Origin of the sequence: Streptomyces purpureus (assembly GCF_014648195.1) — a bacterium.
Lineage (GTDB): Bacteria > Actinomycetota > Actinomycetes > Streptomycetales > Streptomycetaceae > Streptomyces > Streptomyces purpureus.
The window spans coordinates 326,661-340,979 of the sequence record NZ_BMQQ01000003.1; the positions used below are offsets into that span (position 1 = coordinate 326,661).

The following is a 14,319-nucleotide window of genomic DNA, read 5'->3' on the forward strand; positions in this document are numbered from 1 at the left end:
CGGGGGTCCGGCCGGGGCCGTAGGCGTCCTGACCTGCGGCGGAGCGTTCGGGACGGCCCCGTCCGGACGGTCCCGGACGGGGGCGAATGAGACCAGAACTGAGACCACGAAGCTGGGGCGTCTGCCAGGTCGGCAGCCTGATCCTGTAGCTGGTCACGGGCCCGCGGCGGCCAGGATCGAGGGTACTCGGCTCGCACAGGGTTTCGTGCTGACAGTGAGGCGTTGGTGAACCTCCCCAGGGCATAGGGACTTGTGATGGGGCTGAGCCCCTCGATGTTCCGGAGGGGGAGGACGTGTCGAAAGCCGAGTTTGGGGCGCTCATCTTCGCCGCTTGGACAATGTCGATATGGGCCCTGACCATGACGGCAACGTCGCAGCGCCGACGTAACAGAACGCTCCTGGAACGGATCTGCTGGGCTCACGCGCGAGCACACGCGAGACGGCGCCGCGCTCACCTGGTGCGCCAGGTCCGCGACAGCCCTTTGGCGACGCGTCCAGACCGTCCGACGCTGGACTACTTGCAGCGCGAAGACGTCCTGTATCAGGCGTCCCGGAGGGCACTCGCCCTCAAGATGGTCATCCCCGTCGCGATGTCCGTCTCAGCGGGTGGCGCCCTTGCCGCAGCCATCCAGCGCACAAGCTGGCACGTCTGGCGCGACGCCGTCGCCATAGGGGTCTTGGTGACGCCCATGTTGATCACTGCTGTGATCGCCTCGCTTGTCGCGAACCAAGGCATGCAACGGTGGACAACCGAGGCCATGACGGTCACGGTGCGTAGGGCCTATGAGGCACTTCTCCAGCCTCTGGAGGTAACGGGGAAGGAGCCTCCGACGGCGTCGCCCTTCAACTCTCCGCACGTTGCGGCAGTCCAAGCGTTGGAAGACTTCGCCATCGCGCTGGAGAGGTATGCCGTGCAACGTGCGCTTCCTGACGGCCGTAACCCCATGCCCCAGGTCGTGGCTCGGTTCGTAGCAGCCGCTGCCCTCGTGCGTGAACTTCGGGACGGGGTTGAGCTTGATCGGATCGACGGTGCGAAGCGTGCTCTGCTCGAAGTGGAGCGAATCCTGAAAGTGCTCGCCAGCGGCCGGCTGCAAGATCTCGCACCGGGGGACGTATCTGCCGACGGGCTGTTGCACAGCCACCGGGAGCGTCGAGCGTGGCGGCAGCAGGTGCTGCGAGGATCTGCGTTCACCTTGTGTCTCGCCGGCATCGTCTTTGCCCTGGCTTCGTCAGCTGTGGGCGTTGCTCTGGCCACGGCCGCCGCGGCGGGGCTAGTGGTCACCTGGGACAAGATCCTTCGCCTCTCCACCAGCTCGGACGCGAATAGGTCAGCGAGCACCTGACCGCTGATGGTCAACTCGGATCGGGGGGAAAGCCGGCCTGAGCGCTCACTTCGCTGCTGTCACTCGGCGCGATGAACGGCCTGGGGAAGGGCAGCCAGCGGTATCGGGAGCATTGGAAGGAGACGCACGAGTAGGGAAACGGCCGCGGCCAGCCTCGACCCCGGGACGTGTGGACGCTGAGTACCCGCCAAGAAAAGTCAACGCGTCACTCGACTGCAGATGGCAGAGGTACTGGGCTCCGGATCGCCCCTGAGGAAACCTCCGTGGCGCTCAGTTCCATCTGCTGGTTTTGGCAATCGCCGGGCAGGTGGATCGACAGACCTGGCTCAATGGACACATGGAGATGGGTGAGCACTGGGCCTACCGAGCGAGGCCGAAGGAGCTGGGCGGTCCGGTTCGTCGGGTCGAGGTTGTACGGGTAGGCGGTCGTGGCCGGGCTGATTGGCTACACGTGCGGTTTCTCGACGGTGACGACGCCGGACTGCAGGAGTGGGTCGACGTTGCTTCCCTCGTGGCGCGCTGGGAGGACGTCGAGGCGTTTCGTGCGGACGACGCGAGCGAGCTCGCTCTGGCCGAGGCGTCGCGTCATGTACGGGGGAGTGCCGACTTCGAGGCCGCGCGGTTGATCCTGGGGTTCGTCCGTCCGAAGAGCAAGCTGCGGCTGCGGCGTAGTGTCGCGGACGCGGGGATCCTGGAGATGGGCAGTCTCGACGGCAGCGCTCCTCTTGTCGAGATGGATCCCGCGGAGCTGCGAGGCGATCCGATGGTCCACGAGAACCGCTACGGCAGATGTCTGGCTGGGTGGTCGGCCACCGAGCGCATCGCACGCCACGTGGCCGGCCGTCTTGCCGAGGACATCCTTCCGGAGGTCGACCGCAGGCAGCAGGCTATCGACCAGGAGCGCACGCAGTCCTCCTGGTACTCCTACAGCCGCCGGGACGACCGCAAGCTGGACGCGGAAGCGGCCGTCCTGCGGACCGTCCGTGAGTGGTGTGGTCAGGACAAGGCCGAGCGTTACGACGAGCTGGTCGCCCTGCGCGAGGAGGTCGTCCGGCTCGGGAAGCTCGTGGAGAAGTCGGTGAAGGCCCTACGTGACCGTGGGCACGGCGTCATCGCCTCCACCATTGAGCGCGACCTCGGGGTCCATATCTCCAGCCTTGGTCCAGACGTTCGTCGGTGAACCCGCGCCACCGCTCCGGCTCCGGCTTGGGCGGTTCGGCCTCCGCCTTGGGTTCTTCCTGCTTCGGAGGCTTCTCTTTCTCTGGCCGCTGCGGGTGCCAGCCGTCGAGGAAGGGCCATAGCTGGTCGTCCGTGGGTTCCGCGTGGAGGCTGTGGGCGGTCAGGGCCCTGCCGGCCACGGTCGGGTCGAGTCGGTCGGCCTCCGCCTTCCCCCACGTAGACCACTCGCGCAGTCGCTCGGCTTCGTGGGCGTCGTCCGAGGTGGAGGCGGCCTCGTCGAGCGCGGCGCAGAAGGCCCGCATCTCCCCTGCGGCTCGCCACTGCGCCAGGGCGGTGCCGAACCGGTCGACCCGTACGGCGTCCACTGCCTTGATCGTCGCGACGCTGACCGCTGCTTCCCATTCTCGCCGCGTGCGCTCCTTCTTCTCCGCCTTCCGCCGGCGGTGCTCCTCTTCTTCCTGGGCCTCTCGCAGGCGGCGTTCCTCCTCCTGCCGCTCCCGCTCCTCACGCTGACGCTGTTGTTCCGCCTCCCGCGCCAGCCGGGCCTGCTCCTCTTCCTCCGCGCGGGCCTTCAGCGCTCGGAGGACGGCGTCGATCTGGTCCTCCAACGGCTTCTTGGCGGTGTCGGACCATTCCTTCGTCCAGCCGTAGCGGTAGCCGTAGCTGTACCCCGATTGCTGGGCCACCTGCAGCTCCAGCTCGCCGGACGGTTCGAGCCGGTGGGCCGGGGTGACCCGCTGCCATTCGTACGTCCGCCGGCCCGGCTGCGTGGGCACGTACCGGACCTGCTTCTGCCGTTCCTTGAAGCTGATCTCGTACGTCCTGCCGTGGACCGTGAGCAGCGGCCGCACCTGCCTACGCTTCTTCGACACCGCGATATCGCCGTGCCGCGCGAGGGCCTGCTCGGCGAGGAGCCGAAGGAGAGAAAGCACCCGTGGGAGGACCTCGTCCGAGATCTCGAAGGCGCTGTGATCTGCGGTGACCGCTGCGATCACGTCCTCGACGTCGGTGATCACACGGCTGCGCGCCAGGCGGATTCGGTTCCACTCGGTGTCGTCCTCACCCGTCACCCGGAGCAGGCCGAGGAAGAAGTCTCCCTTCGCCCGACCGCTGTATTTCAGGTGGTAGCCCTTTGGCGCGCACTGCCGCGCGGCGTCGAACGCCCGGCGATAGCGGGCCCGCTCCTCGGCGTTCGGATCCGGGATCCGGAGGAACCGGCCGGCCTTCTGCACCTCCGCGATCAAAGCAGTGCCGATTTCCACCGGCGACTGCCGTGGCGGTTTCGCGGGGCGCGCTGGCGCTGGCTTCGCCTCGGGCGGGGGTGTCGCCCGCTGACGGGGCGGTGTCGCAACCTTCGGCTTCGGCTCGGCTGCTGCCGGCCTTCGCGTGCGCTGGGCTGGCTCGGGCCGGTCTGGGTGGTGGCCGTGTTCCAGGTAGAAGCGGCCGTCATCGGTGATCTCCGCTTGCCACTTCCCGCCGTGCTTGGGCATGGCGATGAGGCCCCGGCCTTTGAGGGCACGGGCGGTGTGGGCGAGCTCCGGGCTTGCCGAGGTGACGGGATCCGTTCCCTCTCCGATGCGAGTGAGCAAGGCCAGCTGTCGATCGTTGAGCGGCGACCATCGGTACATGGTGACCGTCGTACCGGTCCCACCGAGCGCCTACAACCAGAATGGTGATGTTCCCGCATTCTGCTGCTCGAGCGTCTCCACGATCGGGCTGGCCATGCCGGCGGCGGCTGAATCCTGGTTCTGGTCCTCCTGCGCAAGCGTGTACTCCTCGCCGCGTGACCCGGCGTCCGCCCGACCCTGTCGGCGACTGTCCGTCAGCTCAGTACGGAAAGTGATCCAGGACCCGAGTTCAGCCGTCGCCGACATGCCGGGGACAGCGGCGTGTGCGCAGCTCGGTCGATGATCGTCATTCGGCCAAGTCTTTGCTGTCACCGCGATTGCGTTGCAGGGGCCCTTCACGCTCCCTATTCTCGTGGGCAACGCGCAGACGGAGACGAGTAGCCAAGGATCACGCGAGCAGAGAGAGCCGCCGGTAGCTGGGAAGGCGGACTCGCGCCCGAGGTGAAGACCCTCCTGAGCGCGGGGAGGAACGGCCCTATGGCCCAATGCCCCGCCGGTTTGCCGCCGTCATCGGGCTGAATGAGGCCGCCGCTATCTGGCGGTGGCAAAGGCGTGGTGGCACCGCGAGTACCCTTCTCGCCCACGCTCCCAAGGGATCATGACGACGCCCTTGGAGGGCTGCGATGATCCACACTACGACCCGCGTGCTGACCGCCGACCTACGCGGTCATATCGACCAGACCGTTTCGATCTCTGGATGGGTGAACGCGCTCCGTCTGCAGCGGAAGATGCAGTTCGTGATCCTGCGCGACCGTTCCGGCATGGTCCAGGTGACTCACAAGCGTGACGGCGGCCCGCTGGAGGCTGTCCTCGAGTCCCTCACCCCGGAGTCCGCCGTCCGGATCACCGGGCGCGTCGTGGACGCGGCCCAGGTCAAGCTCGGCGGTCTGGAGCTTGTCCCCGAGACAGTCGAGGTGCTGAACCTGGCGGAGACGCCGCTGCCGATCGACGAGCAGACCGGGCCCGAGCACCGGCTCGACTGGCGGTTCCTCGACGTCCGTAAGCGCGAGACCGCGCAGCTCGTGTTCACCGTGCAGACGACTTTGGAAGAGGGGCTGCGCGAGTACGCCATGGAGCACGGCTGCACGGAGATGCATACCCCGAAGCTGATGGGGACCGCCTCGGAGTCCGGGGCGGAGGTGTTCAAGCTCGGGTACTTCGACCGGTCGGCGTACCTGGCCCAGTCGCCGCAGTTCTACAAGCAGATGGCGGTGGCCGCCGGCATCGACCGGGTCTTCGAGATCGGGCCGGTCTTCCGGGCCGAGCCGTCCTTCACCTCCCGGCACGCGACCGAGTTCACCGGCGTGGACGTGGAGCTGTCGTGGATCGACGACGTCGAGGACGTGATGGCCTTCGAGGAGCGGATGCTCGCCCACGCCATCGCCAAGGTCGCCGAGGTCCACGGTGAACGGATCCGCGAGGTGTTCGGCGTCGAGGTCAACGTGCCGGAGACGCCGTTCCCGCGGATCACGATGGCCGAGGCGCAGGAGGTCCTGCGGGCCGGCGGCTGGGACCCGGAGGGGGTGAAGGAGGACCTGGACCCGGACGGTGAGCGTCGGATCGCCGCGCACATGAAGGAGCAGACCGGGCACGAGTTCGCGTTCATCACGCACTACCCGGCGAGCATCCGGCCCTTCTACCACATGCGCCCGGCGGACCGGTCGGACCTGACGCTCAGCTTCGACCTGCTGTGGAAGGGCCTGGAGGTCACCACCGGCGCCCAGCGAGAGCACCGCTCCGACGTCCTGCTGAAGCAGGCGGAGGAGAAGGGCATGAACACCGAGCCGATGCAGGACTACCTGAACATCTTCCGCTTCGGCTGCCCGCCCCACGGTGGCCTCGGAGCTGGCCTGGGCCGAATCCTGATGGTGATGCTCGGACTGGACTCCATCCGCGAGGCGGCCTTCCTGTTCCGCGGGCCGAACCGCCTCACCCCCTGACCGCGGCCGGATATACCGCTGCCCCCGCCGCCGGTCTGGCGGTGGGGGCAGCGGCAGCGGGGTGTGTTCAGTAGCGAGTGTGACCCAGGTCGAGGGTCCATGCCTCAGCCGGGTTCTTGTCCCAGTGGGACCGGAGAGCCAGCTCGCGCTCGGCATAGCGGCCCTGGTGGGACAGGGCGCCATGGGACAGCGTGACGCTGAGCGCGAGCGGGGACTCCGTAGTGACCCAGTGCGGGGTCAGGGCGTGGCTCCACAGGTGGTCACCGGGGTGCATGGTCACGGACTGCCGGTCCGTCTCGTCGTGGGCCGGCGGTTCCTCGGCTGTGGTCTCGCCGATGACGGCGGCTTCTGCCGACAGGTGCTTGTCGGGGTTGTGGTAGCTGTGGAAGGTCTTGGTGCCGTGGACCTGCCAGACGAGGCCGTGCGAGTTGTCGTTGTGGTACGTGGAGGTGGCCCCCTGCGAGGACAGGAAGAGGATGGGCGCGCACCGCTGCCAGGTGAATCCCTGGGAGGCGAGGTACGTGCGCCAGGGGATCATGACCTCGTCCTGGAAACCCTCCAGGAGTTCGCCGTAGAACCGGGAGAGGTTGAAGTGCACCAGGCGGAAGGGCCAGGTGATGATCTCCTCGACCGGGGCCGTCCGGAAGGCGGCCGTGCGGTCCATGCGGACCTGCCAGTCCTCCTCGCCGAGGATGGTGAACCGCACCTCTTCGTCCTGGCGGATGTGGTCGAGTATGTCGATGGCGGGCATGAAGAGGTAGTCGAACGGGACGTGCAGGCGAAAGTTCGGCGGCTGCCTCCAGCAGGCGGTGAAGTTGTGCGGGTCGGTGACAGAAACCGGTGCGTGCACGATGGCTCCCTGGGCTCAGGCCGCCGCGCAGGCGTGCGACGCGGGGCGGCAGATGGCGGCGCAGTCGGGTCCGACACGGTCCTTCGACGGCGCTTCGAGGAAGTCCCTGATCTCGGCACGCGGGGCCTGGACGCTGACCCCGTCCGCGCCGTAGGGGCAACGCCGTATCTCGCCTCCGGCGGACATGTAGAGGGTCGCTGACCGGCAGGGATGGCCCTCGTCGTCGGACAGCTGCATCCGACGCAGATCATCGAGGTAGGACCGGTACGCGTTGGACAGACGGAAGCGCCCGGCAAGGGTCGCCGTGTCAGCCTCTCTGAGCTTCACAGAGTCCTGGAGCGATCCGCCGGCCCTGATCAAGCCCTGCTCGTTCAGGAGTACGGGGCTGAGCTGGACCTCAATGCCTGTCCCGGCGACGAGGCCGGCGATCTGCGCTGCCTCCTCCTCCGCCACGTCCAAATAGGTCAAGTGGAGGACCTTCTCGGGAACGTCCACGGCCAGCAGCGTCGCAACGGCGGAGGCCACGGTCCGGGTCGTCCGACCAAGGGCCATCGCGCCCTCGGAATCGGCCGAGACGGTGACGTTGGTCAGAAGGTGCTCGACCGCCGCGAGGGCCATGACTTCGGCCTCGGTGCGGGCCGAGGTCACCATGGACACCGCCATGCCGAACTGGTGGGCCAAGCGGACGAGCTGCCGGAGCTGGGGGTGGTGGGTCGGCTCGCCTCCGGTCAGGCAGACGCCCTCCACCCCGGTCTCCTTCAGCCGGGACAGGGCCCGGGTGTAGGTGTCGATGGTGAGGAAGCCGTGGGCGCGGTCGGCGCGGAAGCAGAAGCCGCACGCGACCTTGCAGTGGCCGGCCGTCGAGACCAGCGCGGTACGGGCGGGCGCGCTCATTGCACCCCCGTGTTGTCCCAGACCGCGATGGCCACGGTGCTGGTGTAGAAGGCGCACATCTGCGGGTCCGGTGTGTCGCCGCCGATGAGGGCCTGCTCGTTGCGGGACGGGCCGCCGCAGATGGCCAGGGCCGGGCAGTCGCCACACGCCGGGATCGGGGCGACCTTCTTCGCCGCGACGGTCAGCAGGCCCGGGTTCTGGCGGAGCTCGTCGACGGTGTGGACGAACGAGGGCTCGGTGAAGTTGATGTCGCACACGCTGACCCGGTTGCCGGGCAGCAGGGCGGCGTTCAGGCTGCGGTCGCCCTGCATGTGGTCGAACAGCATCGGCCGGCGGGTGTCGAGGGCCTGGAACGCGCGGTCGAGGACGGAGAAGAGCATGCCGCCCTTGCCGAGCGCGGTCAGGCGGGCCTCGTACAGCTCGCGGGCCAGGTCCGCGCCGTTGACGCGCCACTCACCCCCCGTCGGGATGGGGGTGTTGACGTAGATGAACTTCAGGCCGAGGTCTTCGATGATCCAGCGCACGGTCTCGGCCAGGCGCCCGATGTTCGAGGCCGTGGGGGTGAGGTTGCAGCCGACGTGCAGGCCCTCGGCCGCGATCAGGCGGCCGACGTTGCGGCGGATCCGGTCGTCGGCGGGCTGGCCGCCCAGGAGGAGCCGGTTGGCGGAGTTGATTCCGGGCGGGCCGTCGATGGAGATCCCGACCCCGTACTCGCGCTGTACGAAGTGGTCGAGGGCTTCGTCCGTGAGTCGGGCGCCGTTGGTGACGACGGTGCGGCGGACGCGTGCGACCCCGTAGCGGGCGGCGAGGGTGTCGGCGAGCTCGTCGCCGTACTTCATGAGGTCGAAGCGGATGGTCGGCTCGCCGCCGAACCATTGGATCGACACCTCCTCCTGGCCGGCGTTCTGCTCGAACAGGAACTCCAGGCCGGTGGCGAGCTCCTCCTCGGTCATGTCGGGCTTGCCGGTGTTGGTGTCGACGAAGCAGTACGTACAGGCCATGTTGCAGCGGTCGGTGAGGACCACCCGAAGCCCGCTGATCCGTTGCGGTGTCGGGTCGAAACCGAGGGCGTGAAGGTGGTTGTGGAGTGCTTCACGGCGGTCCGCGGCGGGGCCGTCTTGGGTGAAGCCGAGCCCGGCGAGGGCTTCATGGGTCGCGGTCGGGGAGACCCCGGCGAGGTCAGCGACCTCGCCGGAGTCGAGAAGCACACTTTCCAGGGTGACCGGGTCGAGGAGGACAGCCTCCCCGGCCCGGTCGTACTGGAAGTACTTCCCCCACAGCAGCAGGGGAGCGGCCACTGGGTCAGGCCGCCGTTTCCTCTTCGGCGATGCCCAGCTCGGCCATCACGGCGCGGACCTGCTCCTCGGCGCCGGCCTGGAGCTGGGCCGAGGCCGCGGGGCTGCCGCCGTCGGAGAGGACGATGACGCCGGGCAGCGTCGGGTTCGGCACGATGACCGTGAGGCCGGCGGGCTCGGTGCTGATGACCATGATCGCGTCGCTCAGCTCGACCCAGTCGGTGCGCTCCTTGAGCGCCTCGAGGATGCGGCCCTGCTTCTCGCGGAAGGACGCACGCTCGCCCATCCACACGCCCGCCTTGGACTTGGAGTCCACGACGTCCGCGTAGATCAGGTGGTTCTGCTTCTCTTTCCTGGGTTTCGGCATGCCGATCTCCTTGATGGAAGGGTGACTGCCCGGGTTGGGCAGCTCTGATCCGCTCTGCTGGCCACCGGTCGGATTGCCGTATGGCACTCCGACCGGTTTGGTTCACGGCGCTCAGGGGCGCCGATTCCCGCGCGTCGTCGACTGGTTGGCCGGCAACGGGCGGGAAGTCTGTTCAGCTCCGGGTGCCGCTACCCCGTGCCGACTGGACAGTGGTCACCGAGTGTCCGCCGCCACGTTCGAGGCGCTCGGGCGCAGGGGCTGGAGTGATCCGGGATCCGCCGTCCACTCGCGACCCGAGTCGTCCATCGGACGCATGTGCGCCACCCTCTTGACCACCTTGTCGGTGGTCTTCGAGATGTAGATCAGGACGGTGCCGACGATTCCGCGTCGTCCGCTGGAGGGCTGGGCGACCTCTCGGCCGAGGAGCCGGTGGCCACGGTCGTCCGCCACCCAGAGATTCGCGTCGTTGGCCGTGATCACTGGGCACCCCCGAGGCCAAGGAAGGCATCGCACTGGCCGGAGTTCCAGGTAGCGGGATCAGCGTGCTCGGTTCGGAACGCCTCCGCCGCCCTCGGCAGGTGGCACCTCTCCGACGGCGGGCCCGCGTCGGTCTCCGCGTACGCGGCTACAGCCGCCTCGTACTGCGGGTTGGTCGCGCCGGGGGTTCGGCGGGGAAGCCGGGGGCTGCTCACGGTCCGTTCCCTTCGCTCGGCTCTTTGGGGTGGCGTAAGCGTCGCTCCGGTGCGGGTGTCACGGCCATGACGCGGCGGATGTCATCTGGTGCCCACTGGGGTGTGTGGGGTGTCATGGAGGTGGCATCGGCATGTCATGTGTGCGGATTCCGTTGCAGATCAAGCCTGTTGGCCGGTAGTCAACGGAGAGGGACGGGGCGGTGTGGCCCGTCTCCTGACTTTGAGGGAGCGACCGATGCACGATCCGGCCACGCTGTTGCGGGTATTAGTCCAGCAACGACGCTGGCGGTACCGGGACTTCGCTACCGCCTTCGCGCGGGCGGCTTCGCAGGTCGGCTTACCGGGCCTGTCGGTATCGGAAGCGCAGTTCCGACGGTGGACGTCGGGCCGGATCAAAACCCTTCCGGGACCGGATACATGCCGCGTGCTTGAGCATCTGTTCGAGGTGGAGACCGTTGCCCTTTTCGGTCCTCCACCTGCGTCGTCCCCGACCATGTCGGGGGCTCCCGCTGTGTACGACCTCGAAAGTGACATCGCCATGACCGCACGTGACGCCGCAGATGAAGCCGGTGCTGCCGCCGCGCAGTCCGTATCCGACACCACCATCGACCAGCTCCGCGACGATGCTCTTGCCCTCGCCCGCTCGTATGGGGCGGTGAGCGCGTTCGACATCTTCCGGCGCGCCAGAGTGCTCCGCACCGAGGCGGAACACCAGCGGGGGCTGACGCAGGTGCCTGCCCAGCAACAGGACCTGCTGATCGTGGCGGGGCAGGCGTGCGCGCTGCTCTCGACCGCCGCATTCGACCTCGGCTCCCTGGACGACTCGGCTCGCCTTGCTCGGTCAGCAGCCCTGTACGGGGAGATGGCTCGGTTCGATCCGCTGCGCGCCTACGCGACCGGGTCCTTGGCGATCTGTGCCTACTTCACGGGGCGGCCGTCGGAGGCGGTACGGCAGGCCCGGACGGCGTTGGCCTATGCCGGGTTGGGGGACACGGCTCGTCGTCGGCTGCTGTCCATCGAGGCTCGCGCCCATGGACACCTTGGGGACCACGAGCGGGCGACCCAGGCGCTCGTCGCATCGACCCGGCAGGATCGAGGGGAGCGCGACGAGCTGCACGACGGCGTGGGCGGTGAGTTCGCGTTCAGCGAGGAGCGGCTGTTGATGTCCAACGGCACGACGGCCCTGCTCGTCGGCGACGGGGTAGGTGCCGAGGCCACCGCGCAGCAGGCATTGGCTCTTGTCTCGTCCCGGCCGCCGGCCCGGCAGTCGGTGTCGGTGCGCGGGAAGGCCGCGGCCGACCTCGCCGCCGCGCAGCTCCTGCGGGGCGACCTGGACGCGGCGACAGTGACGCTGGAGACGGTCTGGGCGATCCCTGAAGACCAACGCGTGGCGGGGCTGCTGGAGCGCACCGGGACCTTGAGGCGGGCGCTGACCGCCCCCGCGTTCAGGGGGGCGGGCGCGGCGGTCACGCTGGGCGAGCGGATCGAGGAGTTCGGCCGCCGCTCAGCGCCGAGGCAGTTGGGTACTGGGCGAGGACTGCTCGCCATCGATTCCTGACCCGCTCTGCCCCTTCTTACACATGGCCGAGGGCAGCGAGGATCCGGGCCTCCTTGTCCGGGTCCACGCCGTGTTCGGACCACCTAGGGTGCTCGACCGGTCGTCCGTCCGCCTGCATCCACGCCCAGGTGTCGGCGATGGTGTCCGCGAGCGGACGGCACCGGAGCCCGGCTGCTGCGGCACGGGAGGCGTCGACGGACCACACGCCGGCATGGGTACGCCACAGCGGAAGCTCCGTCCACTGCTTGACGTCGTGCGCCGTGAGAGTCGCAGCGTCGGTCCACACCGGACGGCCGACGCCGCCCGTGATCACGAGGCATGCGCTGATGAAGTCCGCCCAGCTGATGCCCTCGGGGTGGGCGATGTTGAAGGCCCGCCCGGGGGTACCGGCCGCAGCCTGATCGACGGCGAAGACGGCGACGTCGCGCACGTCGACGGGCTGGATGCGCTGCTCGCCCGGCGCCGGGACAACGATCGGGCCGCCACGATGGGCCCTGGTGAGCCACCACGGGAGGCGGCCGACGTACTCGCCGGGGCCCAGGATTACCCCCGGCCGTACGCACACCGAGTCGTCCCCGAACGCGGTCCGCACCGCGGCCTCTCCGCCGGCCTTCTGGAATCCGTACTTCGTCGGGCTACCGTCGGCGCCGGTGTGACCGAACGACTCGTCAGCATCCGGTGGGCACTCCAGCAGCGGGGAATCCTCAGTGAGCGGGTAGTGGGGCCAGCCCTGGTAGACGGACACCGTGGAGACGTGCACCCACCGGGCGGCAACCGGGCGCAGGGCCTCGGTGGCGAGGAGTACATCACGAGGCGAAAAGTCGCTGCTGGAGGTGTCGATGACGGCATCCCACGGCCCTTGGCTGGCCAGCCGCTTCACGTCGTCGGGGTCAGTCCGGTCACCGCGGACCGTGTCGGCGCCCTCTACCGCACCGGAACGGCCGCGGTTGAAGGTTGTCACCTCCCAGCCCCGTCGCAGAGCTTCGTCAACAATCGCGCGGCCGAGGAACCAGGTGCCGCCCATCACCAAAATCCGCATGGGGTCGACCCTGTCACGAAGCACCAGGCGGGCACCATCCCGGCCCTGGTCGAGGCTGGCGGGATCTGGACAGTACGTGGCCCGGTAGCGCTGCGCCGTAGAGATCACACGGCGATATTCCGGATCAGCGAGGGGTCGCTGTTGCTACCGTCGCTCTGGAATCCCCATCCCACTCGCTGGATAAAAAGGATCCCCCTCATGCATGACGCCCGCGCCCTGATCGAAATGGGTGCCGAAGCTGTTCGCCGGCTCGCTCGTCGCGGTTACTCCCTGGACCTGTCCCGGCTGGAAGACCTCCAGTCCCGGCGCAACCAGAGCATCCGCTCGGCCGACGAGCTGCGGGCGGAAGCCAAGCGGGTGGCGAGCGAGGTTCAGCAGACGGCCAAGCAGGGCGGCGACATCTCCAAGCTGAAGGAGCGCGCCCGCGAGCTGAAGGACCAGATCCGAGACATCGACGCCGAGCAGGAGCGGGTGCAGGAGGAACTGCGCGAGCTGCTCCTGACCATCCCGAACCTGCCGGACGACGCAGCCCCCGACGGCGACTCCGAAGAGTTCGCGGTCGAGGTCCGGCGCGTCGGCACCCCGCCGACCTTCTCCTTCGAACCGAAGGACCACGTCGACCTGGGCGAGAGCACGGGCATCCTCGACTTCGCCCGGGCGACGAAGCTGTCGGGCTCCCGGTTCATCGTCTCCCGTGGGGCGGGCGCTGCCCTGGAGCGCGCCTTGGCGACGCTGTTCCTCGACATCCACACCCGTCGCCACGGGTACGTCGAGCACGCGGTCCCGTACCTGGTCAGCCGCAAGACGATGACCGGTACCGGACAGCTGCCGAAGTTCGAGGAGGACCTGTTCAAGACCGGCGTCGCCGACCGTGAGCTGTTCCTCATCCCGACGGCCGAGGTACCGCTGACCAACCTCTACGCCGACGAGATCATCCCGCCGGCCGACCTGCCGCTGGCCCTGACCGCGCACACTCCGTGCTTCCGGTCCGAGGCGGGGTCGTACGGGCGTGACACCCGCGGCCTGATCCGCCAGCACCAGTTTGCCAAGGTCGAGATCGTCCAGATGGTCGACCCGGCGGACGCGGACGCCACGCTGGAGACGATGGTCGGCCACGCCGAGGCGTGCCTGAAGGAGCTCGACCTCGCGTACCGCGTCGTCAAGCTGGCCGCCGGCGACACGGGCTTCTCGGCCCAGCTCACGTACGACATCGAGGTCTGGATCCCGAGCCAGAACACGTACCGCGAGATCTCCTCGATCTCGAACTTCGGCACCTTCCAGGCCCGCCGCGCGAACATCCGCACCCGCAGCGAGGACGGTAAGCCCAAGCTCGTCGCCACCCTCAACGGCTCCGGCCTGCCCATCGGCCGCACCCTGGCCGCGCTCCTCGAACAGTGCCAACAGCAGGACGGCTCGATCGTCCTGCCCGAATCCCTCTTCCCGTACCTCGGCTTCCGCCGGGACTGTAAATCGTTCGGTGTAACTCCCGATCATGGAGGATGCACCGATGACTAGTGAGAACGTGACCGAGGCC

12 protein-coding genes are annotated in these 14,319 nt (G+C 68.5%); 5 read left to right on the forward strand and 7 right to left on the reverse strand.

The window, feature by feature from the left end:
* Positions 1-518 precede the first annotated feature (518 nt).
* Together IEZ01_RS07040 and IEZ01_RS07045 are read left to right on the forward strand one after the other, a co-directional pair.
* Complete coding sequence (locus tag IEZ01_RS07040) at positions 519-1,343, forward strand: hypothetical protein (protein WP_229832750.1); 825 nt, start codon at positions 519-521, stop codon at positions 1,341-1,343.
* A gap of 337 nt (positions 1,344-1,680) precedes the next feature.
* Entirely contained in the window at positions 1,681-2,523 is an 843-nt protein-coding gene (locus tag IEZ01_RS07045; RefSeq protein ID WP_189200481.1) for a PE-PGRS family protein, read from the forward strand.
* On the opposite strand, the gene IEZ01_RS07050 is transcribed toward IEZ01_RS07045, so the two are convergent.
* Positions 2,453-3,754, reverse strand: coding sequence for a hypothetical protein (locus tag IEZ01_RS07050; protein ID WP_229832752.1), 1,302 nt, complete (start codon positions 3,752-3,754; stop codon positions 2,453-2,455). The genes IEZ01_RS07045 and IEZ01_RS07050 overlap by 71 nt on opposite strands.
* A 1,019-nt stretch (positions 3,755-4,773) precedes the next feature.
* Here IEZ01_RS07050 and aspS point away from each other — a divergent pair.
* Positions 4,774-6,090 carry an aspartate--tRNA(Asn) ligase gene (gene aspS / locus IEZ01_RS07055; protein WP_189200485.1) on the forward strand — a complete coding sequence of 439 codons (1,317 nt, stop codon included), beginning with the start codon at positions 4,774-4,776 and terminating at the stop codon, positions 6,088-6,090.
* Positions 6,091-6,157: 67 nt separating this feature from the next.
* Here the strand turns inward: aspS and IEZ01_RS07060 are convergent, their stop codons facing one another.
* The 5 genes from IEZ01_RS07060 to IEZ01_RS07080 form a co-directional block, all read right to left on the reverse strand.
* On the reverse strand, positions 6,158-6,940 hold the full coding sequence (locus IEZ01_RS07060; RefSeq protein WP_189200487.1) for a hypothetical protein: 783 nt from the start codon (positions 6,938-6,940) through the stop codon (positions 6,158-6,160).
* A 15-nt stretch (positions 6,941-6,955) separates the two neighbouring features.
* The gene (locus IEZ01_RS07065) at positions 6,956-7,834 is read right to left on the reverse strand and encodes a radical SAM protein (RefSeq protein WP_189200489.1); all 879 of its coding nucleotides are present in this window, start codon (positions 7,832-7,834) and stop codon (positions 6,956-6,958) included.
* Positions 7,831-9,132 (reverse strand): radical SAM protein, encoded by a 1,302-nt coding sequence (locus tag IEZ01_RS07070; protein ID WP_229832753.1) that lies wholly within the window; start codon positions 9,130-9,132, stop codon positions 7,831-7,833. The genes IEZ01_RS07065 and IEZ01_RS07070 overlap by 4 nt, the downstream gene beginning before the upstream one ends.
* Before the next feature lie 4 nt (positions 9,133-9,136).
* Positions 9,137-9,496: a hypothetical protein gene (locus IEZ01_RS07075; RefSeq protein ID WP_189200491.1), complete on the reverse strand. Its 360-nt coding sequence runs from the start codon at positions 9,494-9,496 to the stop codon at positions 9,137-9,139.
* A 213-nt stretch (positions 9,497-9,709) separates the two neighbouring features.
* Positions 9,710-9,976, reverse strand: a complete 267-nt coding sequence (locus IEZ01_RS07080; RefSeq protein WP_189200493.1) for a hypothetical protein — start codon at positions 9,974-9,976, stop codon at positions 9,710-9,712.
* 447 nt (positions 9,977-10,423) lie between these two features.
* On the opposite strand from IEZ01_RS07080, the gene IEZ01_RS07085 reads away from it, so the two are divergent.
* Positions 10,424-11,746 carry an NsdA family TPR-like regulatory protein gene (locus tag IEZ01_RS07085; RefSeq protein WP_189200495.1) on the forward strand — a complete coding sequence of 441 codons (1,323 nt, stop codon included), beginning with the start codon at positions 10,424-10,426 and terminating at the stop codon, positions 11,744-11,746.
* A gap of 16 nt (positions 11,747-11,762) precedes the next feature.
* On the opposite strand, the gene IEZ01_RS07090 is transcribed toward IEZ01_RS07085, so the two are convergent.
* Positions 11,763-12,785 carry an NAD-dependent epimerase/dehydratase family protein gene (locus IEZ01_RS07090; RefSeq protein ID WP_229832755.1) on the reverse strand — a complete coding sequence of 341 codons (1,023 nt, stop codon included), beginning with the start codon at positions 12,783-12,785 and terminating at the stop codon, positions 11,763-11,765.
* 198 nt (positions 12,786-12,983) lie between these two features.
* Here IEZ01_RS07090 and serS point away from each other — a divergent pair, with 198 nt between their 5' ends.
* On the forward strand, positions 12,984-14,300 hold the full coding sequence (gene serS, locus IEZ01_RS07095) for a serine--tRNA ligase (RefSeq protein ID WP_189200498.1): 1,317 nt from the start codon (positions 12,984-12,986) through the stop codon (positions 14,298-14,300).
* Positions 14,301-14,319: the final 19 nt, after the last annotated feature.

What these genes read in the sequence shown, in the direction of transcription:
- aspS (WP_189200485.1), top strand. Translation starts at nt 4,774, where the DNA reads ATGATCCACACTACGACCCGCGTGCTGACCGCCGACCTACGCGGTCAT.
- serS (WP_189200498.1), top strand. Translation starts at nt 12,984, where the DNA reads ATGCATGACGCCCGCGCCCTGATCGAAATGGGTGCCGAAGCTGTTCGC.
- IEZ01_RS07085 (WP_189200495.1), top strand. Translation starts at nt 10,424, where the DNA reads ATGCACGATCCGGCCACGCTGTTGCGGGTATTAGTCCAGCAACGACGC.
- IEZ01_RS07045 (WP_189200481.1), top strand. Translation starts at nt 1,681, where the DNA reads ATGGAGATGGGTGAGCACTGGGCCTACCGAGCGAGGCCGAAGGAGCTG.
- IEZ01_RS07075 (WP_189200491.1), bottom strand. Translation starts at nt 9,496, where the DNA reads ATGCCGAAACCCAGGAAAGAGAAGCAGAACCACCTGATCTACGCGGAC.
- IEZ01_RS07065 (WP_189200489.1), bottom strand. Translation starts at nt 7,834, where the DNA reads ATGAGCGCGCCCGCCCGTACCGCGCTGGTCTCGACGGCCGGCCACTGC.
- IEZ01_RS07090 (WP_229832755.1), bottom strand. Translation starts at nt 12,785, where the DNA reads ATGCGGATTTTGGTGATGGGCGGCACCTGGTTCCTCGGCCGCGCGATT.